This is a genomic window from Candidatus Endomicrobium procryptotermitis, assembly GCA_031279415.1.
GTDB classification, from domain to species: domain Bacteria; phylum Elusimicrobiota; class Endomicrobiia; order Endomicrobiales; family Endomicrobiaceae; genus Endomicrobium_B; species Endomicrobium_B procryptotermitis.
In genome coordinates, this window is sequence record JAITIP010000018.1 from 37,017 (window position 1) to 63,332 (window position 26,316).

Here is a 26,316-nt window from a genome sequence, read left to right on the forward strand (position 1 = left end):
ATGAATAATTTTAAAGAAAAATCAATTAAAATGCTTTTCGCAATTTTGGCTTTTGCTTCATTGTTCTTTTTATTGGGAATAATTTTCGTTTTATTTAAAGAAAGTGTTCCCGTTATAGCAGAAATCAATATATTAAAATTTTTATCTGGTAACCAATGGTATCCGACTCACGAACCTGCAGAATTCGGAATTTTGCCTTTAATAATGGCGTCTTTATGGGTTACGGCTGGTGCGATGTTTGTATGTGTTCCGCTGGGCATAGGAACGGCTTTGTATATAAATGAACTGTCGTCAATCAAGCAAAAACATTTTTTAAAGCCTCTTATAGAAATTTTAGCTGGCATACCGTCGATAGTATATGGTTTTTTCGGAATGCTTATAGTGGCTCCACTGATACAAAAAAGTTTTGCCATACCCACGGGATTATGCGCTTTTACAGCGAGTTTAGTGCTCGGCATAATGGCAATCCCGACGATAGCAAGTATATCGGAAGATGCTTTAAGCTTTGTGCCGAAAAGTTTTAAGGAAGCTTCTTTCGCTTTAGGTGCAAACAGATGGCAGACGCTTATAAAAGTTACCATACCTGCGGCCGCGTCTGGAATTTCTACTTCCGTGATATTGGGGGTAAGCAGAATTGTCGGTGAAACGATGACGGTCTTAATGGTTTCCGGAGGAGCGGCGGTTATACCTAAATCTTTTTTTGACCCTGTCCGTCCGATGACATCAACCATCGCCGCGGAAATGGGAGAAGCCGCAGTAGGAAGCATACATTACCATTCGCTTTTTGCAATAGGTTTAATATTATTTTTGATAACTCTTATTTTTAACGCCACAGCTGAAATAATAAGCAGAAAATACAGAATAAAGTTAGGTTTAGATAGATGAAAAATAAAATAGCTCAAATTTTAGGATTTTCTTTAATAACGGCAAGTATTGTAATAACACTGATATTTCTAGTCACTATAATTTATCTTATTGCTTCAAGAGGTCTTCCAGTAATATCTTGGGAATTTTTAACGTCTGTTCCGAGAAAAGGAATGACAGCTGGAGGCGTAGCGCCGGCGATTATAGGAACTTTTTATTTGACGATCGGAGCTATAATTTTCGCTTTGCCTTTCGGACTGGCCTGTGCCGTATATTTAAATGAGTACAGTTCCAAAGGTTATATGGTAAACATTATAAGAATGAGCATAAACAACCTGGCGGGCGTTCCTTCCGTAGTTTTTGGACTGTTTGGGTTGGCTGTTTTTGTCAAGTTTTTCGGTTTTGGAATTTCGATTTTATCGGGAAGTCTTACACTTGGAATATTGATTCTTCCTGCAGTCATTTCTGCATCGCAAGAAGCGTTGATGGCTGTTCCATACTCTATAAGAGAAGCCTCTTTTGCGCTTGGAGCAACGCAGTGGCAGACTATACGGAAAGCTGTAATTCCTGCAGCCATTCCGGGAATTATGACAGGAGTTATTTTAAGCATAGGAAGAGCTGCTGGCGAAACCGCGCCGATACTTTTTACTGCGGCAACTTTTTATAAAAGAGGTTATCCCGATTCGATTTTTTCTGAAGTTATGGCGCTGCCTTATCATATATATGCGCTTATGACCGAAGGGACAAAACCGGAACAGCAGGTTGTCATAGCTTACGGCTGCGCTCTTATACTTTTGATTGTGGTGCTTATGATTTCATCCATTGCGATATTTCTTAGAAATAAATATGGGAGTTCTTATGTCAATTGAACAAAATATCAGAATAGAAGCAGCATGTGTAAACTTTTATTATGGTGACAAAAAAGCCATAAAAAATATGAGCATTAATTTTTACGATAGAAAAGTTACAGCTTTAATCGGACCTTCGGGCTGTGGCAAATCGACTTTTATTAGACTGCTCAATAAAATGAACGATTTGGTACCAAATACCAAAGTCGAAGGAAACATTTATTTTGACGGCGGAGATATTTTAGACAAAAAATCCGATGTCGTAAAAATAAGAAGAAAAATAGGGATGGTTTTTCAGAAACCCAATCCTTTTCCCAAAAGCATATTTCAAAATATAAGCTACGGTTTGGAAATAAACGGCGGAAAAAGTAAAAAGGCCGTAACTGAAACCGTTGAAAAATCTTTGAGAAAAGCAGCTTTATGGGATGAAGTTAAAGACAGACTTCATGAAAATGCTTTAAAACTTTCTGGAGGGCAACAACAGAGATTGTGCATAGCGAGATGTCTTGCCGTAGAACCGGAAGTCATTCTTTTTGACGAACCCTGTGCCAGCCTTGACCCTATCTCTACAAATAAAATAGAAGAACTTATTTTGGAGTTAAGAAAAAATTACACAATCGCCATCGTCACGCACAATATGCAGCAGGCGGCAAGAGTTTCAGCTTATACGGCTTTTATGTATTTAGGTGAGCTTATAGAATTTAATTCTACAGATAAAATGTTTATAGCGCCGAAAAAAAAGAAAACCGAAGAATATCTGTCGGGAAAGTTTGGTTAAGTCGCTGCCTCTTTTAAAAAATTTAAAAGCAAGAAAATGTAAAATAAAAAATTTATGGAGAGAAAAAATGTTTTCAGAAAAAATTGTCCTGTTGAAAAAAGGCATAATTGATTATGCTGAACACGTTGAAAAAATGATTGTTGAAAGCCTTGAGCGGACAATGAAAAGGGACGAAGCCGTCCTGCACAATATAATAGAAAAAGAAGAAGCCGTTGCAAACAGATATGAAATTGAATTTGACGAAATCTGTGTAAATTATATTGCAAGATACCAACCGGCCGGAAAAAATCTGAGAATGATAATAAGCGCCATAAAAATGAGCAACGATTTAGAAAGAATGGCGGATCATGCGGTAAATATAGCTCAGAACGGCTTATTTTTAATTTCACATCCTTTCGTGAAGCCTTTTATAGATATACCGAAAATGAGCGAGATAACTGTCAGCATGCTCAAAAACGCGATAAAATCTTTTGTAGATGAGGACATGCATCTTGCAAAAAAAGTTTTGGAAAATGACGGGGAAGTTGACAGTTTAAAAATAAAAACCGTTGACGAAATTACCTACATTATGAGTGAAGAACCTAAAACCGTAAGCAGAGCGTTAAAAATTATAAACATAGTTTCAAATCTTGAAAGAGTAGCCGATTTGGCGACAAATATTTGTGAAGATGTCATATATCTCACTGATGGCATGATAGTCAAACATCATCAGGCGGATGCTTAAAGTGTTTAAAAAATATGAAAATTTGTCTGAGACGTTCTATATCTTTAATAAGGATTTAATATCGAAACCATTGCTTCTGTTTTTGTTGTTTTCTCTCTTTGTGAATAAGATTGTCTAACTGTGGAAAAGTGGACAAGACAAGCAAAGAATCAAAGATATGTTTAATCAAATCCAGCAAATAGAATATTGGCTCAACAACATACCAACAGAATGCCTCAACTATTTTACCCTTCAAGATGTCTTTACTTCAACTCTACTGTTGCATTAGCAGCTTGAATTCGTCAATTTTTTTGATTTTATTTTAAGGATTTAATAAAATACGATATTATGTCAAAAACTATAAAAAAGTTGCAAAAAGGCAGTATCATAGTTGTTTCGGCGCCGTCAGGAGCGGGAAAAACCAGTATATGCGATGCAATTATAAAAGAAGATAAAAATACAATTTACTCCATTTCAGCTACGACCAGACTTCCCAGATCACATGAAAAAAATGGCATTGAATATTTTTTTGTCAGTGAAACTAAATTTAAAACAATGATAAAAGAAGAAAAATTTGCTGAATGGGCCAAAGTTCACGGCAATTATTATGGAACTCTGAAATCTTTTCTTGATAAAACTTTAAAAAGCGGTAAAAACATTTTGCTTGACATAGACGTGCAAGGTGGGATAAATATTAAAAGGCAGTACCCTCAGGCATGCATGATTTTTATAATGGCTCCCGATTTGAAAACTATCGAGAAAAGGCTTAGATACAGAAATACAGACAGTGATAAAGTTATAAAAGAAAGGATTAAAAATGCCAAAAAAGAGCTTAAATCGTTTCCAAAATACGAATATTTAGTAATAAATGACAATTTTGAAAAGGCCGTGAAATCCGTATCAACAATAATAAAATCTTTGGAATATAAGATAAAAAAAGGAAAAAAATATTTTTAGGAGAATTAAAATGCTACAGGCAAAACCTTTGGAACAAGCCGTATTTGAATCAAAAATGGGAAGATATGAAGTCGTTAAGCTTGCATTGGAATGGATTGAAATAAAAAAACATGAAGACAATTATAGAAAATTAAGTCAGGCCGGACTCATAACAAAGGCTTTAGATGAAGTTCTAGATGGTACTGCGACTGCTGAAAAAATAAAAGAACTTAAGAAAAAAATAAAAATAAAAGAAACTAAAGCCGAATCGGAGTCCGAATCGACTAAGGCATAATTATGGATTTAAAAAATAAAAACGTAATAATGGGCATCTGCGGAGGAATAGCCGCATATAAAGCCTGCGATATAATACGCGGGCTTGTTAAGCTTGGCGCTAATGTAGAATGCATTCTTACATGCGGCGGCTCAAAATTTATAACTGCTTTGACTTTGCAGACTTTATCTAAAAACAGAGTTTACGTTGGAATGTTTGATGAGCCTGCCGTATGGGAAATAGAGCATATATCTCTGGCAAAAAAAGCCAATATGATTGTTATTGTTCCTGCGACGGCCGATATAATATCAAAGCTGGCATGCGGCAGAGCGGACGATTTGCTGTGTGCGACCGTCCTTGCTTCAAAATCAAAAATACTTGTCTGTCCTGCCATGAACGTTAATATGTTCAGACATAAAGCCGTTCAGACAAATATTCGCACTTTAAAAAGCTACGGATATGATTTTGTCATGCCTGAAAAGGGTGAACTTGCTTGCGGTGACATAGGAGACGGAAGGCTTGCCGGTAGTGAAAATATCATTTCGGAAATTATCAAGGGGCTTTCCAAAAAATGTCCAAAAAAAATCTGATATTTTTAATAACATCAGGTTCAACGAAAGAATATATCGATCCTGTGAGATTTATAAGCAATGATTCTTCCGGGAAAATGGGTGTGGCTCTTGCAAAACAGGCTTTGGCAAAACAAAATAAAGTTATTTTCATATGTGGAAGAAGTGAAGTTCTGCCGCCGAAAAAAGTAAAACTTATAAATGTAGTAAGCGCTTTGGATATGTTTAATGCGGTTAAAGAAAATCTGGATAAAGCAGACATAGTGATAGGTGCAGCCGCTGTAGCCGATTTTGCGCCGGTTTCACTTAAAAATCAAAAGATAAAAAAAGCTGCAAAAATTCCTGTAATAAAACTAAAAAAGAACCCTGATATAATAGCTTATTGCGGCAAAAATAAAAAAAACCAGATAGTTGCAGGCTTTGCTCTTGAAACGGAAAAGTTTCTTGAAAATGCTGAAAAAAAACTGAAATCCAAAGCTCTTGACTTAATAATAGCCAACGGCAAAGAATCTATGGGAGCTGATAAAACTTCGGTCAATATAATTAACAAAGACGGAACTGTTATCAAAATAAATAATTCGGATAAAAATGCAATAGCGGGAAAAATAATAGATGAAACAATCGGAATATTCTCAAATAATAAAGCTGGCAAAAAGGTCCCTTGAAGAGTATCAAAACTGGGACGAAGACGAAATTTATAAGGATCCAGTGATAAAACCCGCGACTGATAAAAGTTTGGAAAAAAATATTGGTGAAAGCAGCTTTTTTGTGAAAAAAGCAGGACCAGCACAGGAACTTGCGGCGTTAAAAGCTGAAACCGATAAATGCGGTAAATGTCCGCTTGGTTCAAGCAGGCTAAACTGCGTTTTTGGAGTAGGAGCAGCCGACGCGGATTTAATGTTTGTCGGTGAGGGACCTGGTTTTGATGAAGACCATAAAGGAGAACCTTTTATAGGAAGGGCAGGCCAGCTTTTAACAAAAATAATCGAAGCGATGGGTTATACACGCGAAACAGTGTATATAGCAAATATAGTAAAATGCCATCCGATGAAAGACCCTTCCGATCCAGAACTGCGTTCTAATGACAGACCCCCCACTCAGGAAGAAATGGACGACTGCCGTCCTTATCTTGACAAACAGCTTGAAATAATACGACCTAAAATTATCGTAACTCTCGGAGCATCTTCGACGAGAGGGCTTCTTGGAAGCGAAGAATCCATAAGCACTATACGCGGAAGCGTGAGAGAATATAACGGCATAAAACTTATGCCTACGTATCATCCGGCGGCATTACTTAGAAATCCGAGTCTTAAAAAAGTTGTTTGGGATGACATGAAAATAGTCACGAAATTTCTCAAAACAGGCAAAATATGAAAGTTCTCGAGGTTGCCGTTGCCGTACCTTTAAATAAAGCATTCTACTACCTTCCTCCGGAAAATATTGCTGCAGAAAATGTTGTGGGAAAAAGAGTAAAAGTTCAGTTCGGAAAAAGAAATTTGACAGCTTATGCTTTGTCCGTATGCGAAACAAAAGAAAATAAATTCAAATTGAAAACTGTTACAGAAATTCTGGATAGCAATCCTATAATTACTAAAGAGTCGGTTGAGCTTGCAAAATATATAAGTGCAAATTATGTGTGTTCTTTGGGGGAAGCGCTTGCGTCCATAATTCCACCATCCATAAAAGCTTCCCCAAAAAAATCTGGAAAACTGTTTGTGAGTGAAGATAATGTTTATGGCGCAAGGCATTTGCTTAATACAGGGCAGCAAAACGCCGTTGATTTAATCAATAACGGCATATTAGAGCAAACCTCAGGGAAATTTCTTCTCTTTGGAATAACCGCTTCCGGAAAAACCGAAATATATTTAAATAATATTGAATATGCTTTGAAACTTGGCAAAAGCGCGATAATGCTTATTCCTGAAATTTCCCTCACGGCGCAGTTTGTGGACATTGTCACAAAAAGATTTATTGGTAAAGTCGGCGTCTGGCACAGCTCCGTAAGCAATATTGAAAAATATAAATTATATATGAAGGCTAAAAACAGCGAAATAAAAATTATGCTCGGGGCACGCTCTGCGGTTTTTGCTCCTTTTGAAAATCTTGGCTTAATAATTATTGATGAGGAGCATGAACATACGTATAAGCAGGAACAAAAACCGTCTTATGATGCCAGAGAAGTGGCGTTTTGGAGAGGGAAATACCATAAAGCCGCAGTTGTTTTGGGATCTGCCACTCCTTCTTTGGAAAGTTACAAAGATGCGCTTGAAAATAAACTTACGTTGATTACGCTTCAGGAAAGAATCGATAAAAAGCAGATGCCCGAAGTGAAAGTTCTTTCTTTAAAAAACAGGCTTTATCTCAGAAGCATTCTCATGACGGAAACGATAGAAGCGATTTCAGACGCATTAAGCAGAAAAGAGCAGATAATCGTTTTTTTAAACAGGAGAGGTTATTCTCCTTCCATAATGTGCCGTAATTGTGGAAACGTTTACCAATGTCCGAACTGTTCTATATCGATGGTTTTTCACAGAAACCCGGATTTGCTGAAATGCCATTATTGCGCAGAGACAAAAGAACTTCCTATAACCTGTCCGATATGCAAAAGCAAAGAAATATCCGTTTTCGGTACGGGAACACAAAAAGTTGAAGATGAATTAAAAAAAATGTTTCCAAAAGCAAAAATATTCAGACTTGATGGAGACACGGCGTCTTCAAAAGAAGTTTATCTTAACGCTTACAAGGGAATAAAAAATGACAAATACGACATTTTGCTTGGGACTCAAATGATTGCGAAAGGTTTTGATTTTCCGCGCGTTAGCCTCGTCTGTGTTATTGACGCTGATACATCCTTATATCTTCCAGATTTTAAGTCGGCTGAAAAAACTTTTCAGATGATTACGCAGGTTGCCGGTCGTTGCGGCAGAGGCGATATGCAGGGTAATGTGATAGTTCAGACGGCGCACCCCGAACATTATGCCATAGAACATGCCAAAAAACACGATTTCGAATCTTTTTATAAAGTGGAGACCGAGCATAGAAAAAAGCTTTTTTATCCGCCTTACTGCGATGTAGCCAAAATAGCTGTACGGAATAAAGACGAAAAAAAAGCCATACATGATTCCGAGCAGCTTCTAATGTTAATCGAAAATATTGCAAAAAGTCTCGCCCTTCCAGTAAAAATTTTAGGGCCGTCTCCCGCTTATATTGCAAAATTGCATAACACTTATAGAAGGCATATAATTATTAAAGGCAAGAAAGAAGACATTTTAAAAGCTGTTCCTTTAATAAGCGAATACAAGAAGTCTACAGGAACACAGGTCAGCATAGAAATTATGCCGTCGGATTTAATATGATAGGAAATATATTAGCAGTATTTTTTGGAGGTGCGCTCGGTGCATTGTTTAGATTTCTGATTTCGGAATTTTTACCCGTAATCAGATGGGGAATACCTTTTACAATAATAATTGTAAACTTTACAGGCTGCTTCATTATGGGTTTTGCCGATTCTTTTTATGAAAGTAAAATTGTTGATTCTTATATAAGATATTTTCTTACGGTAGGACTGCTTGGCGGGTTTACGACTTTTTCGACATTTTCTCTGGAATTTTATGGTTTGATAAAAAGCGGGAATATTGCAGGATCGTTTATATATTTGTTTATTTCAGTTTTTATGTCACTTGCTGGATTTATTGCTGGGTATACAGCTGCACGACTGTTAAAATAATTTTGTTTTGAAATGCGGAGACAAAGAAAGTGGGAAATAAAGAAAAATTTGATAATATATAAAAAATTTGACATTGAAAATACTTTCTGGTATAATTTCCGACATTGTTATTGGGAACGTGGTGTAGCCTGGTTTAACACACTGCCCTGTCAAGGCAGAGACCGCGGGTTCAAATCCCGTCGTTCCCGCCAAGTATATCGTTACAACTTGATATACATGGCGAAGAAGACAATGAAGAAGCCGCTTGTCCGGTTATGGAATCGGATTTTGGCGGCTTTCGCATTTCTCCAGCTAAACTTTCCTTAATATCTACAAAATAGTTAAAAGGCTGTCTGTAAATAATTTTAACAGTTTTGCCTTCAAGAATACTCCCAAAAACCTTAAAATATGGGATTTTTCTATTCTGCTTTATTTCAGCTTTAATTTTAAATCATAGATACTGCCGTGTCTGACACTTCTGTTCCACATTCCATGCATTTAGTCAAAGCCATTGTATAACTCCTTTTATTATATGTTTTTTGTTAGGTGTCTTGAAATCGGTAAAATAAAAAGGCGGCAAATTATATGAGCCACTTAGATAACCCTATAATCTCCGTCTCTGCCTGTTTCCGAAGAAACAGGTTAAAAACAAACGATTATTTGAGGCTCTAAGTGTGTCAAATAAGGTTTTTTATCTTATCCAGCTCAGCACAGTCTTTCTCTGCACTTCCAACAAATAATCAATATTAAGTTTTAATAAACCTTTTGGCTTACGTATACGACAAATGCTCCTAAATCTAACTTTCTTGTATTATATAAAACCAATTCCGGGATTACAAACCATTTAAAATTAAAGATTTTTTTTGATATAATTCTAGAGTCGGTTCTTATCGTATAATCTGGATATTTCAATTTGGAGAGTATTGGAATGTTGTTGCAGACAGATATTAACGATTTAATAAAACATTACGAATTAACAAATCAAGAGGGTTTTTTGTTTTGCTTGTTTGAAGCAATATCAAATGCCCTTTATTCTTCTATTGAAAATACCGATGTAAAAATCAAAGTAAATTTTACGAGACAATACAAGGCAAATGAGATAATAGAAGATAAAGATAATTATATTAAATCTTTTATCATAACAGATAATGGCACTGGTTTTAACGATGTCAACTTTGATAGTTTTACAAGAAAAGCATATAAAACAAATCACGCTTGCGGAAAGGGTTTAGGAAGAATGGCATTTCTTAAAGTTTTTCAAGATGTTAGCATAGACAGTTATTTTGAAGAAAATTCAAAGTTATTTCATAGAAGTTTTGTTTTTGATACATCTGAAATAAAAGACAATAAAGAAAAAGTGAAAGAATCACATAATATTGAAACATCTATTTTATTCAACAATATTAAACCTCAATATCAAAAAAGCACCTTAATTAGCATAGATGATTATCACAAGGAAATACTTAATCATTTTTATATCTTTCTATACTATTTAATAGAAGAAAATAAAACTTTTGAGATTAAATTAACGGATGATAGCGGGAAGGTCTCCGAGAGAATAATCAATACTGAAAATTTAAAAAGTGATAAAGTCAAAAAGGAAAGTATTAGTATTACTGATACTTCTGCATTAGGCGGAATTGATAGTAAAGTTGATTTTGAAATCCTGCATATTAAAACTAAAAATATTGAAGAAAATAAAGCCTTTTACATCGTTGATGAAAGAGCAGCTGGAACAATAAATAATCTTAATTTGCCGCCAAACGTCTTAGAGGATAAGAATGGCTTTAGATACTTTTACAATGTCTATTTAAAGTCTTCGTATTTGAATAGATTTTTGAATGAGTCAAGAACACAGTTGTCCATTCCTACTGATAAGAAGAATCCCAATAAGAGCTTTGTAACTTCCGATAAAATAGAAGCATTGTTAAAGGATAAAGTTGATAAATTTTTAAATTATGAAATTGGAGTTTTAGAGAAGAAAAATGAAGATAGAGTTAGAAAGGTGTTAACTGATAGCGAATATAATAAAATTTCAAATAATAAAGCATATTTATATTTATTGGCAGATGAAGAAACTAAAAAATCATTACTTGGTTCAATTAGATATAATGATTCAAAGAATAGTATTGTTTCAAAGATTAAAGTTTTTCACGAGGAATTGCAGATTAAAACGATTGAAAAAATCAATAGCCTTGTTGAGAATATAAAAGATGTAAAAGGTGATGTTGACTTAAAAAAATTAGAGGAAGAAATAAATGATTTATCTATAAAAGTTAACCTTGAAAATTCTGTTAATCTTTCAAGTTATATTATGTATAGAAAATATGTTTTAAGTTTGTTTAACAATGCTTTGGAGTTATATAAAAATAATAAAAGTCAAAATGAAGCATTATTCCACAATTTATTACTGCCAAAGAAAGCCAACAATAATATTGATTCAAATTTATGGCTGCTTGATGAATTATTTTTGTATTTTGACGGGGCAAGTGAGCAATCTATATCAGATATTAAAATAAAAGGTTCCAAGATAATTAGGGATTTATCTGAAGAAGAAGAGCGGCAATTGAATGAATTTAATGAAAAAAGATTAAACAAACGAATGGATTTACTGTTTTTTCCAGAGGAAAGGAAATGTATTATTATAGAGCTTAAAGATCCAAAAATAGGGGTAAATGAAAATGCAGGGCAAATGGACAAATATGTGGAATTGTTGGCAAATTTTGTAAAGCCTGAGTTTGCAATAGAACATTTTTACACTTATTTGATAACAGATAATTTCAACAAATATGATAAACCGTCAGGCTATAGAAAAATATATAACATTGATGGTTTTGTAAGAGATTCTGCTGATATTAAAAATTTTGAAAATGATTTAACTATAGCCAACCAGTATTCAGAAATAATAAAATATACAGATATATATACAAGAGCAAACAAACGTAATGAAATATTTTTTAATAAACTAAACATTCTATTGAATTAAACTGTTATTTTTATTTGTAAAATGATATGTTCATAATGATAGTTTGCTTTTAAAGTAAGGAGGAAATAAAAATGGCAAAAACAGTAAAAGCTTCAAGAAGTGCAGTTACGGGTAAGTTTGTTTCTAAACAATATTCTCAGCAACATCCTAAAACAACAGTTAGAGAAACAATTAAAAAGAAGAAATAAAAGGTCTTATCGTATATTTTCTATATGATGTTATCTAAGTGAACGGGTATAGTAGAGAATGCAAAATAGTTGTAAATAATTTTAACAGTTTTGCCTTCAAGAATACTCCCAAAAACCTTAAAATATGGGATTTTTCACGGTTATCTGCTGTTCTATAACGTAATTCAAGGTTATTTACTATATTTAGCATTCTATGGGCATTTTGGAGCACTTTTTGGCTATCTGCTTCACAATAACTTAACTTGCTTTTGAGTGTAGCAAGCTCTTCTGTCAATTCCTTTTCCTTTATACTGAATATTTCTTCATTTTTTATACCATCTAAACGCATATCATATAAGTTATGAGGAGTTCTTTTTTGTTTGTTTTTAAGTGTTCTTGCTGTTTTGATATTTCTTTTATACCTTTTTCAATCCAAGAAACAATAACATCTGGTGTAGATACTGATTTTATAACAGGCAAAAATAATTCAGGCATATTTTCTTCTCTGATATACCCGCTGTGTTTATGCTGTCCTTTTGAAAAACTGCAGCGATAATATATATATTTCTTTTTTGCATTTTGTCCGATAATGGTACAATCGCATTTTCCGCATACTAATAACCCTCTGTATGCAAAGTCTTTTTTGCTATACATGGTCTATGAATGTTTTGCAGGGCTTTTTAGGCATTGACCTTTCCCCAAAAAACACATCCATTTGTAAGTTAGTACAGAAATAAGCAAAATATAAGCAAATGGAGGAGGTTTATGGGAAAGAAGAAATTTAGCGAAGAGCAAATAATCGGGATATTGAAAGAGGCGGAAAGCGGTGTGAAGATAGTGGATTTATGCAGGAAGCACGGAATGAGTGATGCGGCATATTACAATTGGAAAACAAAGTATTCGGGCTTAACAGTAAGTGAATTAAGACGGCTTAAAGCATTGGAAGAAGAAAACAGGCGGCTAAAAAATATAGTAGCAGAACAGGCGCTGGATATAAGGGCATTAAAGGAAATAAACGAAAAAAACTTTTAAAGCCTGAGGCGAGAAGGAAGGCAGTAGAGCATTTGAAAGGAAGTCTTGGGCTGAGTGAAAGGCGAGCATGTAAAATAGCAGGCATAGACAGAAGCAGCAAGAGATATAAGAGCAGAAAAAATGATGAGGTGATAAGAGAAAAGCTTATAGGGTTGGCACAGGAGAAAAGGCGATATGGAAGCCCGAGGCTGCATATACTGTTAAGACGGGAAGGATATGTGATAAATCACAAAAGGACGGAGAGAATATATAAAGAAGCGGGTTTATCGTTGAGAAAAAGAAGGCGTAAAAAACAGATATCAGTGATAAGAAAACCGTTGGAAACGGCAAAAGAAGCTAATGAGCAGTGGACGATGGATTTTGTGTTTGAAAGTTTATGGAGTGAAAGAAGGATAAAGATATTGACGATAATTGATAAGTATACGAGAGAATGTCCGTATTTAGAAGTTGATACATCGATAAACGGCAGAAAGATAGTAGAAGTATTGGAACGGATAAGGGATGTAAGAAATTTGCCGCAAGTGATCACGTTAGATAATGGACCTGAGTTTACGGGAAAGATATTGGACGAATGGGCATATAGGAATCAAATAAGGTTGGATTTTATAAGACCGGGGAAGCCTGTAGAAAACGGTTATATTGAAAGTTTTAATGGAAAATTAAGAGATGAATGTTTGAATGAGAACAGATTTTTGAATATCAGAGAAGCGAAAAAAAATAGAAGAATGGCGTAAAGATTACAATGAAACAAGACCACATAGTTCTTTAAACGGTTTAAGTCCGAGTGAATTTATGAAAAAACAAGCAGAAATTACAGCTTCAAAAACGGCTTTTCACTAACTTGCAAGTGGATGAACTTTTGGGGAAAGGTCACTCCACCAAAAAAGCATCAATATTAAGTTGTTTTAGGTTGTGTAAAACACTCCCTATAAGTATTATATAAAAATACAACAATTATTTATATGAAAGAAAATAATATAAAACAAATTATAGAAATACAAATATCGTATCTAGTTTTCTAAGCTATTTGTTTTTACTATAATTTAGTCACATTGGGGGGGATATGAGAATTAAAAAAGCAATCATAAAAAATTATAAAACTTTTAAACATTTTGAAATCTCATTTAATGAAGATATCAATATAATTATAGGTAATAACGAGGCAGGAAAAACCACATTGCTTGAAGCGTTGCATTTAGCCCTGACATGTCAAATACATGGTAGAAATTTAAAATATGAACTTTCTCCTTATTTTTTTAATCTTGATATAGTTAATGAATATATTGCTAATTTACAAATAAATTCACAAACTCCATTGCCAGAAATAAAAATTGAGATATTTTTTCATGAATCGGATAAGTTGAAAGATACTATTTTTTCTGGCAGAAATAATTCTTTACTGGAAGATGCTTATGGTGTATCTTTGACAATAGCTTTTGACTCTGAATTTCAAAATGCCTACACAAGCTATATTGCAGAACCTGCAAAGGTGAAAAACATACCTATAGAGTATTATGAAGTTAAATGGTACACCTTTTCTAATGCGCCTTTTAAATTTACACAACTTCCTTTTAAGAGTTTATTTTAACAAATATTGAAAGCAAGTATTTAAACACAGCAGATAGGCATATTTCTGATATTATAGATAACTATTTAATGGATAAAGAAAATGCCAACCTTTCGCTAATGTACAGGAAATTGAAAGAGTCATTTGGTGATGAAGAAAGTATTAAAAATATTAATAAAAAACTTGTAGAGTCCAGTTCCTCAGTAACAGATAAAAAACTTGCATTATCAGTTGATATTTCTACAAAGAATACATGGGAAACAAACCTAACTCTTTACCTTGATGATGTTCCATTTAAATATATTGGTAAAGGGGAACAAAATGCTATTAAAACAAAGCTTGCTATACAAAATAATTTATCAAAAACAAGTATAGTTATGATTGAAGAACCCGAAACAAGTCTTTCTTTCGGCAATATGCATAAATTGTTAAAAAACATTACAGAAAATTGTTCCAATAAACAAATTTTTGTAAGTACGCATAGCTCTTTTATATTGAATAAAATAGGTGTTGAAAAAGCTATCTTTATTCATAATAATAATGCCATGTCAATGAAGGATATTTCTCCAAAAACACAAGATTATTTCAAAAAATTACCTGGCTACGATACCCTAAGGGTTGTTTTATCAAGTAAAAGCATTCTTGTTGAAGGTCCATCAGATGAGTTGATAGTGCAACGGGCGTATCTTGATACTCATAGCAAACTTCCTATACAGGATGACATTGATGTTATGTCTGTTTCTATGGGTTTTAAGCGTTTTTTGGAAATAGCTAAAAAATTACAAAAAAATATAGTTGTTGTAACGGATAATGATGGAGATATTCCCGCATTGCAAAGCAAATATTCTGATTATCAAAGTGAATCAAATATTAAGATATGCTACTCAAAAGATCAATCTTTAAATACCTTGGAAACAAATATTGTGGCTGTGAATGATTTGGAAGTATTAAATTCAATTCTTGGTCAAAGTTATTCGGATAAAAAATCTCTTTTAACTTATATGATAAAAAGTAAAAATAAAACAAAATGTGCGCTACTAATATTTGAAAGTACACATAAAATTACAATGCCTCAATACATTTTAGATGCTATCCAATGACTGTAAAAAATAATCGTTTTATTTTTGCGGCAGCGGGAACGGGAAAAACAACTCAAATCGTTTCCCAAGCCTTATCTATACCAGAAAAAGAAATATTAATGACTACATACACAATAGAAAACACTAACAATATAATTGATGAAATTATAAGAAAAAACGGATATATTCCTCCAAATATAACTATCTTATCTTGGTTTTCTTTTCTGCTTACTGACCTTATACGCCCATATCAAACATTTCTTTATGATAAAGAACGAATATCAGAAATGGTTTTTTCTAATAAAATTTCAAATCTTTACACTAATAAAACCGATGTTGATAAATACTATTTTAGACGTAATTCTTCAGCTATATATAGCGATAAAATGTCTGCATTTGCCTATGAATGTAATAAAATAGGGGATAATGCAAGTGTAAAAAGACTTGCCAAAAGATACCACTATATATTCATTGACGAAACACAGGATTTAAGTGGTTGGGATTTAGAAGTTATGGAGGATATATTAAATTCTGATATAAACGTTGTTATGGTTGGAGATTCGAGACAAACAACATATAAGACCCATCAGACAAGAAAGAATTTAGCTTATGTGGACATTTATACGTGGTTTGAATATTTGGTTAAGAGAAATTTAGGAAAATTAGTTGTAATGGATAAATCTTATAGATGTAAACAGGAAATTTGTGATTTGGCAGATAGCTTATATCCAAATTTGCCAAAAACAACATCTTTGAATAGTGATACTGTGGAACATTGTGGATTATTTTATATAGCCACATCGGATTTAGCTACATACTATCAAAAATATAAGAAACCATTAATTCTTGTATATGACAGAACTTCACATTCTAAAGCTGGAGGTTTACCTACAATTAATTTCGGGAAAGCAAAAGGTCTTACTACGCATAGAAGCATAATAATACCAAATGGACCTATTGCGAAATTTTTAAAAACTGGAGAGCATTCTCATATAGCAAAAAGTATTGATAAGTTTTATGTGGCGATAACAAGAGCTAAATATAGTGTCGCTTTTGTTACTGATGACACTGTCGTTTTGCCATTAGTAACAAAATATTCAATATTCTGATATAGCTATTTCAAAAAGTTAAATATTACTTACTATTTGACTTTTACCCATTGAGTTTTGTCTTGATTTAACGAGTAAGTTTCATTGCTAGTATTATAATGTAGTATATTTCTTTTTTGAAGCGATTTCAGACATTCTCTTGTTGTGAGAACGTAAAGGTCTGCTCTTTCATCAACAAGTTGCCAATCTGCAAGAGCTTTATTATAGATATATAGAATGATATGAGAAAATATACAAAAGAAGAAAAGAAATCACAAACAATATCTATGCATGCACTTGAAGTATGGCGAGGTAATAAGAAATGGTTTGATGCAGCCGGAAAACCATTAAATTGTACTGAATGCCAAAAAATCTATAAGAAAGTATATGGTCATATTAAAACATATTTATATCATCATTAATATATAAAGAAATGAAAGAAAAGGGGTATTTAGAAGAAAGATATAAGACTGTTGACCCAGTTAAACGCTCAAAATCTTTTCCTGTTTTGCCCAATTTATAGCTTTTATGTTAGATAATTGTTCAAAAATCAATAGTATAAAATGCAAGAAAGCTATTCAACTCCTACATTTTACCCCGTATTACGTATTAGTAGATGCTTAGAACTTTATAAATAATTAAGAGCCTTGAAGTCTTGATTTTTTAACGGATTTTGAGGTTTTTCTTTTTCCGCATAATCAATGCTTTTCTTAATATATACAAAGTATTTAAAAGGCTGTCTATAAGCGGCTTCAGAGATGTAATTCATGCCTGAAGGTATTAAATTTTGGTTATTTGATTGTTTATAGCGTAATTCAAGGGTGGGTTATTGTGTTAATAATTATTATATATAATTACAAAATGATATTTATCCAGTTTGCATTTGGGATTTCAAAGATGTAAAATTTTCAATATTTGTAAGGAGGGTTTGGTTATGGAAAACAAATACGATGTAATAGTTATCGGAGCGGGACATGCCGGCTGCGAGGCCTGTCTTGCGACCGCAAGAATGGGTTTTAAAACTCTTATAATTACTTTAAATGTCGATTCTATAGCAAGAATGCCTTGCAACCCTGCCGTCGGTGGCATTGCAAAAGGGCAGATGGTAAGAGAAATAGACGCTATGGGCGGAGAAATGGCATGGGCAACAGACCATGCGGGGATACAATTTAAAATATTAAACAGTTCAAGAGGCCCTGCGGTTTGGTCGCCGAGAGCTCAGTGCGATAAAGAATTGTATTCCGTGTTAATGTCGAAAACGCTTCAAAATACGAAAAATCTCGATATTTTGCAGTCTGAAGCGACTTCGTTAATCGTAAAAAATGGTAAAGTCTGCGGAGTTAAAATACTTACGGGAGAAAGAATTGAAGCAAAATCCGTAGTCGTCACTACAGGAACGTTCTTGAGAGGAACTATACATCTTGGTAAGATGTTTTTTAATGGTGGCAGATTTAACGAAAGAGAAGCCGCTCATCTGTCAAAATCGTTAATTGAAGACTGCGGGCTTAAACTCGAGAGATTTAAAACTACCACTACTCCGCGTATCAACTCAAATTCAATAGATTATTCAAAAATGAGCGAACAGCCGGGAGACGTAAATCCCAAACCCTTTTCGCATTTCACAGAGATGGAAAGGTGGAGAAAAAATTTAAAACAAGTCTCATGTTGGCTTACTTACACAAATCCCATAACGCATAAAATAGTCGGAGATAATATAGATTTATCATCGATACCGATAAGTAACGGTGACAGTAAAAGTCCGCGCTACTGTCCTGCCATAGAAGAAAAAATCGAAAGGTATCCGCAAAAGACAAGTCATCATATTTTTGTGGAACCCGAAGGATATAATACGAATGAAATTTACCTCAACGGCTTATACACCGGACTGCCTTTCAATTTACAGCAGCAGATGATAAACTCTATAGCCGGACTTGAACATGCAAAAGTTATCAGATACGCTTATGCTATAGAATACGATTATTCAAGTCCTTTGCAGATAAAAAAGAGTTTGGAAACAAAAACCGTAGAAAATATTTTTCTCGGAGGCCAGATTAACGGGACAACCGGATATGAAGAAGCCGCTGCACAGGGGTTTATCGCAGGAGTAAACGCAGGCCTTAAGATTTTAGGCAGGCTTCCCTTAATACTCGGAAGAAACGAATCTTACATAGGAATTCTCATAGATGATATAACCACAAAAGGTATGGACGAACCTTACAGGATGTTTACATCACGTGCGGAATACAGGCTTTCAATAAGAAATGACAATGCGGATTTGCGGCTTATGGACATAGGCCGTTCAATAGGGCTTATTTCTGACGCTATGTACAAAAAGTTTGAATTGTACAAAAAAACTCTAACGGATATTTATGAAGGAAACGAAGAAAATATTCCTACAGATGAAGAACTGGCACCTTGGTCGCTTGAAAAAGTTAAGGAAGAGCTTTATATACACAAAAAATATGAAGGGTATATTGAAATACAAGATAAAATGGCTGCAAAAATGAAAAAAAGTGAAGACCGTAGAATTCCAGACGATTTCGATTATAGTAAACTCGTTTCTCTTTCTGCAGAAACCAAGCAGAGACTTTTTGAAGTGAAACCTCAAACTCTTGGACAAGCCGCAAGAATACATGCCATAAAACCTTCAGATATTGCCATTTTGACGGTTTATCTCGAAAAAGAAAGAAAACGGAGAAAAAATGAAAAACAAATCCATTGATATTTATTTTTTTGGCGGAACAGGAAGCATCTATCTGTCCGCTAAAAAAATTGTGGAAATATTTCATAAAGACGAATGAACTGTAAATATTATCCACCCTATCTCTTTGTTTAGCATTACTATAATTTAATTTTTAATTTGTTTGTATTTTTTCATTCCTGCTTTTTACAAACTTATCCCTGTTATTCACATCAAACTGGATTTGTCTGCAAAAAGAAAAAGAATCAAAAAGAGAATTAACGACATGCCCTGCCTCAACTTCTTTTCCTTCTTTAAAAAACAAATGGCAACTATCAGAAATAACAAAAATATCAACTTTGTTTTTGCAAATAACTTCAGATGCTGTGTTTAACATAGTGAACTTGGTAAATATAAAAACAGATTGAAAGTTCATTTAGAATCTGGTAAAATTTTACTCTATAAATAATATGACAAAAAGGAGAAAGCAGTCATGAGAAAGCCGTTGATGGCAGGAAACTGGAAGATGAACAAAACAGTTGAAGAAGCGGTAAGCATGGTAAAGGCTTTGAAAAAAGCAGTATCGGATATTGAAGATGTAGAAATTTTAATTTGTCCTGCGTTCACCGCTCTTTACGCGGTAAATAATGAAATTAAAGGCACTAATATAAATTTGGGTGCACAAAATCTTTTCTGGGAAGCAAAAGGCGCGTTCACTGGAGAAATTTCTCCGTACATGGTAAAAGATGCGGGCTGTTCTTATGTGATAATAGGACATTCGGAAAGAAGGCAGTATTTCGCCGAAACCGATGAGACGGTAAACAAAAGAGTAAAAGCCGCTTTTTCAGCCGATCTCATTCCGGTCGTATGCGTCGGAGAAACTCTTGAAGAAAGAGAAAAAAACATGACTTTTAAAGTTATCGAAACACAGATAAGAGGTGGTTTGGCGAATTTGAGTGAGGAAGAAGCCTCAGCAATAGTCATAGCTTATGAGCCTGTTTGGGCTATAGGCACAGGAAAAACTGCAACGCCGCTGCAAGCTCAGGAAGTGCACGACTATATAAGAAAACTCTATAAAGAAATATATAAAGATGCTGCTGCTGACAAAATAAGGATTCTTTATGGAGGTTCGGTAAATCCAAAAAACGTTTCCGACCTTATGAAACAGCCGGATATAGACGGCGGTTTGGTAGGCGGAGCAAGCCTTGAAGCTGAATCATTCTCGCAATTAGTAAAATATTCAAAATGAAAAACAAAAAATTCATAACCGTAAATGTGTCTAACAGGCACATTCATTTGACCAGAGAGCATGTCGAAGCTCTTTTCGGAGAAGGTTACAGACTCAGCGTAAAGAAAGTTCTTATGCAGCCCCAGCAGTTTTCCGCTAATGAAGTCGTTGACGTTTTGGGACCGAAAGCCGCTCTTGAAAATGTTAGAATCGTAGGACCCGAAAGAATTCAGACACAGGTAGAAATTACCGCGGCAGAAGCAAGAAAAATAGGCGTTGAGACTTTTGTCAGATTGTCCGGCGATTTGAAAGGAACAGCCGGAGTTATTTTAAAAAGTGCAAAAGGCGCAGTCGAACTTAAAGAAGGCTGCATAGTGGCAAAAAGGCATCTGCATTTTCCGCCACGAGATGCGGCGGAAATGAAACTTAAAAATGGAGATGTAGTTTCCGTAAAAGTTTCAGGAGAAAGAGCACTGTCTTTTGAAAACATGGTAGTAAGAATTGATGAAAAAAACGCTGAAATAGAATGTCATTTGGATATAGATGAAGCCAATGCGGCATTGATAAAAAGCGGTGATAAAGTGGAAATAATAAAATGAAAAAAATAACAAAAGTGGCGTTTGGAAATGATCACGCAGCAGCGGAAGTAAGAAATACAGTTAAACAATATCTGACAAGCATAGGATATGAAATAGAAGATTTCGGTTATGAAGGTACCGGAATCTGTGATTATCCTGACTATGCCGAAAAAGTGGCATATGCGGTTCTTCAGGGGAGAGCCGACAAAGGAGTTCTCATATGCGGTAGCGGAATAGGTATGTGCATTGCTGCCAATAAAGTTAACGGAATAATTGCCGCTCCATGTTGGGACGAAGATACGGCCGCTCTGGCAGCGCAGCATAATTGTGCAGATATTTTGTGTCTCGGTTCGAGAAAGGCGACCGTAAGCGAACTTTGCCACAGAATAAAAATATGGCTTGAAACTTCTTTTGAAGCCCGTCATGAAAAAAGAATAATAAAAATAAAAAAAATTGAGGAAGCACAATGCAAAGTTTAATTGTGTCTGCCTTTGATATAAATATGAAAGAAAATTTATTGTGGCGGCTAAATGCAGTTATGTATACGCTTCCTGACTGGGATATAAGAGACGGCTTGAGGTTTGAAAAATGATAAAAAAAATATTTTTAATGACTGCCTTTTTTCTTGTTTTACAGGCTTGCGCTACTCCGACGGTCATAATAAAGCAGGACTATGATTTTGCTTCGGTAAGAAGCGTAAGAGTCGGAAAATTTGTTTCGAACACCGATTATTCAAATTCCGGCAGCGTGGTGCAAAACGCTTTTATAAGGCATCTTCTTGCGAAAGGATACAATGTGAAAGCCGGTCATGATACGCAAAGCGATGTAATTATCAGAGGAAGCGTTACGACATATGTTCCCGATAAAAAATATCTTATCAGGCTTCCGGAAGAAAACAATTTTTATAACAGAAATTCAAGACATGCGTATACCGTAATTTATGCAAGCGATATTACTGAGATAAGCGGTTCTACGATGTACGATTTGGGTCCTGCTTTAGGATTAAACGAGCCGAATAAAATTATGGCAAGCAATGCGACGGTAGGAGTTTATGCATATATGGAAGACAGCGAAACCGGAGAAATAGTTTGGTCGGACTCATATACGTATGAAGGGCTGGATTTGTCATCAACGCTTGAAGGCGCTGTAAAATACGTATTAAGGTCTTTGCCTGTTCTTAATCGCAACGATGGAATAATAAAATGAAAACGTTTTTCAGCAGCCACTGAGAAGAATTCGAATTTATTTTTTCCATTACACCATACTGTATATAATAAATAGCAGCACGTTTAGAAATTAATATTTTAATGGAAATAACAGGGAGGCATAATGAAAAAGTTTTCGACTTTTATTCTGTCATTAGTTTTTTTGTCGGTACAATGCTATGCTGAAGTTGCCGTAACTGTATATAACAATAACCGTGCACTTGTAAAGGAAGTAAGGGATGTGTCACTTAAAAAAGGCGCTCAGACGCTTGAGTTTGACAATGTCGCTTCACAGATAGACCCAACAAGCGTTCTGCCGAAATTTTTAAGCGACGCTTCAAAAATCAAAATTCTTGAACAGAATTTTGATTACGATTTAGTCAGCACGGAGAAACTTCTCACAAAATACATAGGCAAGGACATTGAAATTGAAAGAACAGGAGAAGACAAAAGAAGTAAACTTGCCGGTAAGTTATTGTCCGTTTCCGGAGGGCTGGTCGTTCAATCATCAAATAAAATAGTAATAAATCCGCAGGGCGAAATTTCTCTTTCGAAACTTCCTGAAAATTTGAGATTGAAACCCACGCTTGTATGGCTTATCGACAGTGAACTTTTTGGAACAAAAAAAATGGAAGTTTCCTATCAAACCGGAGGCATGAGCTGGAATGCTGATTATGTTTTGGTAACCGATGAAAAAGATACAAAAGCCGATATTACCGGTTGGGTGACTTTGCATAATAACAGCGGCGCAGAATTTAAAGATGCTAAACTTAAACTTATCGCCGGAGACGTAAATATTGTCCGTCCCGCCTTGTCAGGAAGGAGAGAAGTATGGGATTTAAAAATGGACAAAACGGCGAACATTCAGTCATTTCAGGAGAAATCGTTTTTTGAATACCATATTTACGAACTACAAAGAAAATCAACGATTAAAAATAATGAAATAAAGCAGATAGAGTTTATTACCGCTTCAAACGTTCCGGTAAAAAAAGTTTTTACTTATAACGGTGCGCAAAACGATACTAAAGTAACAGTAAATCTTGACTTTAAAAACTCCAAAGAAAATAATCTTGGAATTCCACTGCCAAAAGGAAGGATAAGAGTAAATAAATATGACGGTGATTCAATGGAATTTATAGGAGAAGACAATATCGATCATACAGCAAAAGACGTGAAGCTTTCTATTTATATAGGAAACGCTTTTGACATAACAGGAGAAAGAAAGCAGACAAGTTACAAAAACATCTCTTCAAAAAGCGTTGAAGAAAGCTATAAAATAACTTTAAAAAATAGCAAAAACACGACGGTTGAAGTCAATGTAGTCGAATCTATGTACAGATGGAATAATTGGGAGATAACACAGAAATCGGACGTTTTTACAAAAAAAGATTCCAGAACGGTGGAATTTTTGGTAACTGTTCCCGCAAACGGCGAAAAGGAAATTGCTTATACTGTAAAATATTGGTGGAAATAAAAGGATAGGTTATGAAAAAAATATTTTTCTTATCTATCTTATTGTCTTTTTTTGCCAGATTTGTCTCAGCTGATGTTGCCATAACAGTTTACAATAACAATAAAGCGCTGATAAAAGAAACAAGAGAAATTATGCTTAAAGAAGGCGTTCAGACTGTTCGGCTGAAAAAGATATAAAAGCCGATATTATAGGCTTGGTAACTTTAAATAATAACAGTGGTGCAGAATTTAAAGATGCAAAATTAAAACTTGTGGCTGGCGATGTAAAAAATATATCGCCGCCTAAAAATATAGCGCAGGATGAATTAATGGTGTTTAAAACAGCCGACATTGGGCAGTCTTCCAAATCTTATTTTCAGGAGAAATCGTTTTTTGAATACCATATTTATGAACTGCAAAGAAAATCTGCGATTAAAAATAACGAAATAAAACAGATAGAGTTCATTTCAGCGAGAAATGTTCCGATAAAAAAAGTTTTCACTTATAATGGCGTACAAAATGGAAACAAAGTAACAGTAACCCTTGAATTTAAAAATTCCAAAGAAAATAATCTGGGAATTCCATTGCCTAAAGGGAGAGTGCGAGTAAATAAGTATGACGGCAATTCAATGGAATTTATAGGAGAAGACAATATCGATCATACAGCAAAAGACGCTAAACTTTCGATATAAAGGGAGAAAGGGAACGTACGCATTATACGAACTTTGCCCATAATAAAACTATTGAGGAAACCTATAAAATAACTGTAAAAAACAGTAAAAACAACGCTATTAACGTAAATATCGTCGAACCTATGTAGAATCGGAAAGAATGGAAAATCATTGAAAGCTCTGTGAAATTTAATAAGAAAAATTCGCATACTGTAGAAGTTTTGATAAACGTAGCAGCTAATTCGGAAAAGACAGAGACTTACACGGTAAGATACTCATGGTAAATGGAATAGAAAAATATATCGATTATACGCTGCTCAAACCCGATACGCCTTTTGACATGTTTGAAAGGCTTTGCGCCGATGCCGAAAAATATCGGTTTTATTCTGTTTGTGTTCCTCCTTATGTCGTGAAAGAGTGTAAAAAGTTTCTTAAAAATTCTAAAGTAAAAATTACAACCGTTATAGGTTTTCCTTTAGGATACAATTCGACGCAGACAAAATTATTTGAAATGCAAAAAGCTATATCCGATGGAGCCGATGAAACAGACATAGTAATGAACGTATCGGCTTTTAAATCTGGCAGAACCAATTATGTGCTAAACGAGTTAAAAGAACTCAGAAAATCGGCTGGAAAAAGTGTTCTCAAAATCATTATTGAAAGCTGTTGTTTAAGTAAAGAAGAAATCGCGGCAGTTTGCGCTCTAGTGTCGGAAAGTGGTGCAGATTTTGTTAAAACTTCGACGGGGTTTGGTTCCGGTGGTGCAAAAATCGGAGATATAAAATTGATAAAAAATTCCATTCCCCGGCATATAAAAATAAAAGCTTCCGGATGTATAAAAACTTTACAGCAAGCGCAGGAGTTTATAAAAGCAGGAGCTTCAAGAATAGGTACATCGTCACTTTTAAGTGCAGAATTTTAAATGGGAAATATGGAGATGTAAAGCTGCATTTGAAAAGATATAAGTGATTTTCTCAAGCGGCTTAATTCCGGCAGTTATGTCAAAAAGATGAAATTTAATAGCATTGTAAAAAAGGAGCTGTAAATGCAGACATCAGATTTGAAAATAATATCTGCGGAGGTGCGCAAAGATATTATCAAAATGCTAGGGCTTGCGGGTTCTGGACATCCTGGCGGGAGTTTGTCTTCAGTAGAACTTTTGGTCAGTTTGTATTTTAACCATATGAAATTTAATCCTCGCAATCCTGATGATCCGAACAGAGATTATTTTGTCCTTTCGAAAGGGCATGTATGCCCGGTTCTATATGCGGTTTTAGCCCAGCTTAAATGTATAGACGTAGACGAACTTTGCACTTTAAGGCAGGCGGGGAGCCGTCTTCAAGGACACCCGGCAAAAGACAAAAAACTACCTGGCATTGAAATTTCAACAGGTTCTTTGGGATACGGGCTTTCTATAGGCGCGGGCATATGCGCAGGCATTAAACAATTAAAAAAAGAAAATAGAGTTTATGTTTTGATGGGAGACGGCGAACAGCAAGAGGGAAGTGTATGGGAAGCCGCAATGGCCGCGTCGCATTTAAAACTTGACAATTTGTGCGCGATAATCGATGATAACGCTTTGCAGATTGACGGGGAAACAAAAAAAGTCATGAACATACAGCCTTTGGCCGAAAAATATAAATCTTTCGGCTGGAACGTAATAGAAATCGATGGACACGATTTAGATGCAGCAGATAGAGCTTATGCGTCGGCTAAAACTGAAACATGCAGACCTACGGTGATAATAGCAAAAACAATAAAAGGCAAAGGTGTTTCTTTTATGGAGAATCTTGCGGAATGGCATGGTAAGGCTCCTTCAAAAGAGTTGGTTGTCAAAGCTATTGAAGAAATAGATGCCGCCGCGCTGGATAAAAAAATTTAACATATAAATAAGACTAGGAGATA

24 protein-coding genes, 1 tRNA gene and 2 pseudogenes are annotated in these 26,316 nt (G+C 34.8%); 26 read left to right on the forward strand and 1 reads right to left on the reverse strand.

Annotated features, from left to right (window positions below; genetic code table 11):
- The 13 genes from pstC (at window position 1) to LBD46_03010 (ending at window position 11,664) form a co-directional block, all read left to right on the forward strand.
- Window positions 1-885, forward strand: coding sequence for a phosphate ABC transporter permease subunit PstC (gene pstC / locus LBD46_02950; protein MDR2426128.1), 885 nt, complete (start codon window positions 1-3; stop codon window positions 883-885).
- Complete coding sequence (gene pstA / locus LBD46_02955; GenBank protein ID MDR2426129.1) at window positions 882-1,733, forward strand: phosphate ABC transporter permease PstA; 852 nt, start codon at window positions 882-884, stop codon at window positions 1,731-1,733. The genes pstC and pstA overlap by 4 nt, the downstream gene beginning before the upstream one ends.
- Window positions 1,723-2,490: a phosphate ABC transporter ATP-binding protein PstB gene (pstB, locus tag LBD46_02960; GenBank protein MDR2426130.1), complete on the forward strand. Its 768-nt coding sequence runs from the start codon at window positions 1,723-1,725 to the stop codon at window positions 2,488-2,490. The genes pstA and pstB overlap by 11 nt, the downstream gene beginning before the upstream one ends.
- 67 nt (window positions 2,491-2,557) lie before the next feature.
- Complete coding sequence (phoU, locus tag LBD46_02965; GenBank protein ID MDR2426131.1) at window positions 2,558-3,214, forward strand: phosphate signaling complex protein PhoU; 657 nt, start codon at window positions 2,558-2,560, stop codon at window positions 3,212-3,214.
- Between the two features lie 327 nt (window positions 3,215-3,541).
- Window positions 3,542-4,150, forward strand: a complete 609-nt coding sequence (gene gmk, locus LBD46_02970) for a guanylate kinase (GenBank protein MDR2426132.1) — start codon at window positions 3,542-3,544, stop codon at window positions 4,148-4,150.
- Between the two features lie 10 nt (window positions 4,151-4,160).
- Window positions 4,161-4,424, forward strand: a complete 264-nt coding sequence (locus tag LBD46_02975; GenBank protein ID MDR2426133.1) for a hypothetical protein — start codon at window positions 4,161-4,163, stop codon at window positions 4,422-4,424.
- Window positions 4,425-4,426: 2 nt separating this feature from the next.
- Window positions 4,427-4,993 (forward strand): phosphopantothenoylcysteine decarboxylase, encoded by a 567-nt coding sequence (locus LBD46_02980; protein MDR2426134.1) that lies wholly within the window; start codon window positions 4,427-4,429, stop codon window positions 4,991-4,993.
- Window positions 4,975-5,637 (forward strand): hypothetical protein, encoded by a 663-nt coding sequence (locus LBD46_02985; protein ID MDR2426135.1) that lies wholly within the window; start codon window positions 4,975-4,977, stop codon window positions 5,635-5,637. The genes LBD46_02980 and LBD46_02985 overlap by 19 nt, the downstream gene beginning before the upstream one ends.
- Window positions 5,585-6,346, forward strand: coding sequence for a uracil-DNA glycosylase (locus LBD46_02990; protein MDR2426136.1), 762 nt, complete (start codon window positions 5,585-5,587; stop codon window positions 6,344-6,346). The genes LBD46_02985 and LBD46_02990 overlap by 53 nt, the downstream gene beginning before the upstream one ends.
- Window positions 6,343-8,328: a primosomal protein N' gene (gene priA, locus LBD46_02995; protein MDR2426137.1), complete on the forward strand. Its 1,986-nt coding sequence runs from the start codon at window positions 6,343-6,345 to the stop codon at window positions 8,326-8,328. Before LBD46_02990 ends, priA begins: the two co-directional genes overlap by 4 nt.
- On the forward strand, window positions 8,325-8,699 hold the full coding sequence (crcB, locus tag LBD46_03000) for a fluoride efflux transporter CrcB (protein ID MDR2426138.1): 375 nt from the start codon (window positions 8,325-8,327) through the stop codon (window positions 8,697-8,699). Before priA ends, crcB begins: the two co-directional genes overlap by 4 nt.
- A 112-nt stretch (window positions 8,700-8,811) precedes the next feature.
- Window positions 8,812-8,890, forward strand: a tRNA-Asp gene (locus LBD46_03005).
- 716 nt (window positions 8,891-9,606) lie between these two features.
- Complete coding sequence (locus LBD46_03010) at window positions 9,607-11,664, forward strand: ATP-binding protein (protein MDR2426139.1); 2,058 nt, start codon at window positions 9,607-9,609, stop codon at window positions 11,662-11,664.
- A gap of 506 nt (window positions 11,665-12,170) precedes the next feature.
- On the opposite strand, the gene LBD46_03015 is transcribed toward LBD46_03010, so the two are convergent.
- Window positions 12,171-12,485, reverse strand: coding sequence for a zinc ribbon domain-containing protein (locus LBD46_03015; protein ID MDR2426140.1), 315 nt, complete (start codon window positions 12,483-12,485; stop codon window positions 12,171-12,173).
- 111 nt (window positions 12,486-12,596) lie between these two features.
- On the opposite strand from LBD46_03015, the pseudogene LBD46_03020 reads away from it, so the two are divergent.
- From LBD46_03020 to LBD46_03080, 13 genes and pseudogenes are all read left to right on the forward strand, one after another.
- A pseudogene (locus LBD46_03020) lies at window positions 12,597-13,703 on the forward strand (IS3 family transposase).
- 223 nt (window positions 13,704-13,926) lie between these two features.
- Window positions 13,927-15,530: pseudogene (locus LBD46_03025) on the forward strand (ATP-dependent endonuclease).
- On the forward strand, window positions 15,527-16,618 hold the full coding sequence (locus tag LBD46_03030) for a UvrD-helicase domain-containing protein (protein MDR2426141.1): 1,092 nt from the start codon (window positions 15,527-15,529) through the stop codon (window positions 16,616-16,618). The pseudogene LBD46_03025 and the gene LBD46_03030 overlap by 4 nt, the downstream one beginning before the upstream one ends.
- Window positions 16,619-17,531: 913 nt before the next feature.
- Window positions 17,532-19,319: a tRNA uridine-5-carboxymethylaminomethyl(34) synthesis enzyme MnmG gene (gene mnmG / locus LBD46_03035; GenBank protein ID MDR2426142.1), complete on the forward strand. Its 1,788-nt coding sequence runs from the start codon at window positions 17,532-17,534 to the stop codon at window positions 19,317-19,319.
- Between the two features lie 451 nt (window positions 19,320-19,770).
- Complete coding sequence (gene tpiA, locus LBD46_03040; protein MDR2426143.1) at window positions 19,771-20,526, forward strand: triose-phosphate isomerase; 756 nt, start codon at window positions 19,771-19,773, stop codon at window positions 20,524-20,526.
- A complete protein-coding gene (gene pduL, locus LBD46_03045; GenBank protein ID MDR2426144.1) occupies window positions 20,523-21,104 on the forward strand; it encodes a phosphate propanoyltransferase in 582 nt (193 codons plus the stop codon). Before tpiA ends, pduL begins: the two co-directional genes overlap by 4 nt.
- Window positions 21,101-21,562 carry an RpiB/LacA/LacB family sugar-phosphate isomerase gene (locus LBD46_03050; protein MDR2426145.1) on the forward strand — a complete coding sequence of 154 codons (462 nt, stop codon included), beginning with the start codon at window positions 21,101-21,103 and terminating at the stop codon, window positions 21,560-21,562. The genes pduL and LBD46_03050 overlap by 4 nt, the downstream gene beginning before the upstream one ends.
- Before the next feature lie 109 nt (window positions 21,563-21,671).
- The gene (locus tag LBD46_03055) at window positions 21,672-22,289 is read left to right on the forward strand and encodes a hypothetical protein (protein ID MDR2426146.1); all 618 of its coding nucleotides are present in this window, start codon (window positions 21,672-21,674) and stop codon (window positions 22,287-22,289) included.
- Window positions 22,290-22,412: 123 nt separating this feature from the next.
- Complete coding sequence (locus tag LBD46_03060; protein MDR2426147.1) at window positions 22,413-23,762, forward strand: DUF4139 domain-containing protein; 1,350 nt, start codon at window positions 22,413-22,415, stop codon at window positions 23,760-23,762.
- A gap of 11 nt (window positions 23,763-23,773) precedes the next feature.
- Window positions 23,774-23,938 carry a hypothetical protein gene (locus LBD46_03065; protein ID MDR2426148.1) on the forward strand — a complete coding sequence of 55 codons (165 nt, stop codon included), beginning with the start codon at window positions 23,774-23,776 and terminating at the stop codon, window positions 23,936-23,938.
- A 17-nt stretch (window positions 23,939-23,955) separates the two neighbouring features.
- Window positions 23,956-24,432 carry a hypothetical protein gene (locus tag LBD46_03070; protein MDR2426149.1) on the forward strand — a complete coding sequence of 159 codons (477 nt, stop codon included), beginning with the start codon at window positions 23,956-23,958 and terminating at the stop codon, window positions 24,430-24,432.
- A 256-nt stretch (window positions 24,433-24,688) separates the two neighbouring features.
- Entirely contained in the window at window positions 24,689-25,333 is a 645-nt protein-coding gene (gene deoC / locus LBD46_03075) for a deoxyribose-phosphate aldolase (protein MDR2426150.1), read from the forward strand.
- 123 nt (window positions 25,334-25,456) lie between these two features.
- Window positions 25,457-26,293, forward strand: a complete 837-nt coding sequence (locus LBD46_03080) for a transketolase (GenBank protein ID MDR2426151.1) — start codon at window positions 25,457-25,459, stop codon at window positions 26,291-26,293.
- Window positions 26,294-26,316 lie beyond the last annotated feature (23 nt).

Excerpts from the sequence above, each read along its gene's own strand:
- pstC (MDR2426128.1), top strand. The coding sequence starts at position 1 with ATGAATAATTTTAAAGAAAAATCAATTAAAATGCTTTTCGCAATTTTG.
- tpiA (MDR2426143.1), top strand. The coding sequence starts at position 19,771 with ATGAGAAAGCCGTTGATGGCAGGAAACTGGAAGATGAACAAAACAGTT.
- priA (MDR2426137.1), top strand. The coding sequence starts at position 6,343 with ATGAAAGTTCTCGAGGTTGCCGTTGCCGTACCTTTAAATAAAGCATTC.
- LBD46_02975 (MDR2426133.1), top strand. The coding sequence starts at position 4,161 with ATGCTACAGGCAAAACCTTTGGAACAAGCCGTATTTGAATCAAAAATG.
- LBD46_02980 (MDR2426134.1), top strand. The coding sequence starts at position 4,427 with ATGGATTTAAAAAATAAAAACGTAATAATGGGCATCTGCGGAGGAATA.
- pstA (MDR2426129.1), top strand. The coding sequence starts at position 882 with ATGAAAAATAAAATAGCTCAAATTTTAGGATTTTCTTTAATAACGGCA.
- mnmG (MDR2426142.1), top strand. The coding sequence starts at position 17,532 with ATGGAAAACAAATACGATGTAATAGTTATCGGAGCGGGACATGCCGGC.
- phoU (MDR2426131.1), top strand. The coding sequence starts at position 2,558 with ATGTTTTCAGAAAAAATTGTCCTGTTGAAAAAAGGCATAATTGATTAT.
- LBD46_03030 (MDR2426141.1), top strand. The coding sequence starts at position 15,527 with ATGACTGTAAAAAATAATCGTTTTATTTTTGCGGCAGCGGGAACGGGA.
- LBD46_03060 (MDR2426147.1), top strand. The coding sequence starts at position 22,413 with ATGAAAAAGTTTTCGACTTTTATTCTGTCATTAGTTTTTTTGTCGGTA.
- LBD46_02985 (MDR2426135.1), top strand. The coding sequence starts at position 4,975 with ATGTCCAAAAAAAATCTGATATTTTTAATAACATCAGGTTCAACGAAA.
- deoC (MDR2426150.1), top strand. The coding sequence starts at position 24,689 with ATGGTAAATGGAATAGAAAAATATATCGATTATACGCTGCTCAAACCC.
- pstB (MDR2426130.1), top strand. The coding sequence starts at position 1,723 with ATGTCAATTGAACAAAATATCAGAATAGAAGCAGCATGTGTAAACTTT.
- LBD46_03080 (MDR2426151.1), top strand. The coding sequence starts at position 25,457 with ATGCAGACATCAGATTTGAAAATAATATCTGCGGAGGTGCGCAAAGAT.
- gmk (MDR2426132.1), top strand. The coding sequence starts at position 3,542 with ATGTCAAAAACTATAAAAAAGTTGCAAAAAGGCAGTATCATAGTTGTT.
- LBD46_02990 (MDR2426136.1), top strand. The coding sequence starts at position 5,585 with ATGAAACAATCGGAATATTCTCAAATAATAAAGCTGGCAAAAAGGTCC.
- LBD46_03015 (MDR2426140.1), bottom strand. The coding sequence starts at position 12,485 with ATGTATAGCAAAAAAGACTTTGCATACAGAGGGTTATTAGTATGCGGA.
- pduL (MDR2426144.1), top strand. The coding sequence starts at position 20,523 with ATGAAAAACAAAAAATTCATAACCGTAAATGTGTCTAACAGGCACATT.
- LBD46_03010 (MDR2426139.1), top strand. The coding sequence starts at position 9,607 with ATGTTGTTGCAGACAGATATTAACGATTTAATAAAACATTACGAATTA.
- LBD46_03050 (MDR2426145.1), top strand. The coding sequence starts at position 21,101 with ATGAAAAAAATAACAAAAGTGGCGTTTGGAAATGATCACGCAGCAGCG.
- LBD46_03065 (MDR2426148.1), top strand. The coding sequence starts at position 23,774 with ATGAAAAAAATATTTTTCTTATCTATCTTATTGTCTTTTTTTGCCAGA.
- crcB (MDR2426138.1), top strand. The coding sequence starts at position 8,325 with ATGATAGGAAATATATTAGCAGTATTTTTTGGAGGTGCGCTCGGTGCA.
- LBD46_03055 (MDR2426146.1), top strand. The coding sequence starts at position 21,672 with ATGATAAAAAAAATATTTTTAATGACTGCCTTTTTTCTTGTTTTACAG.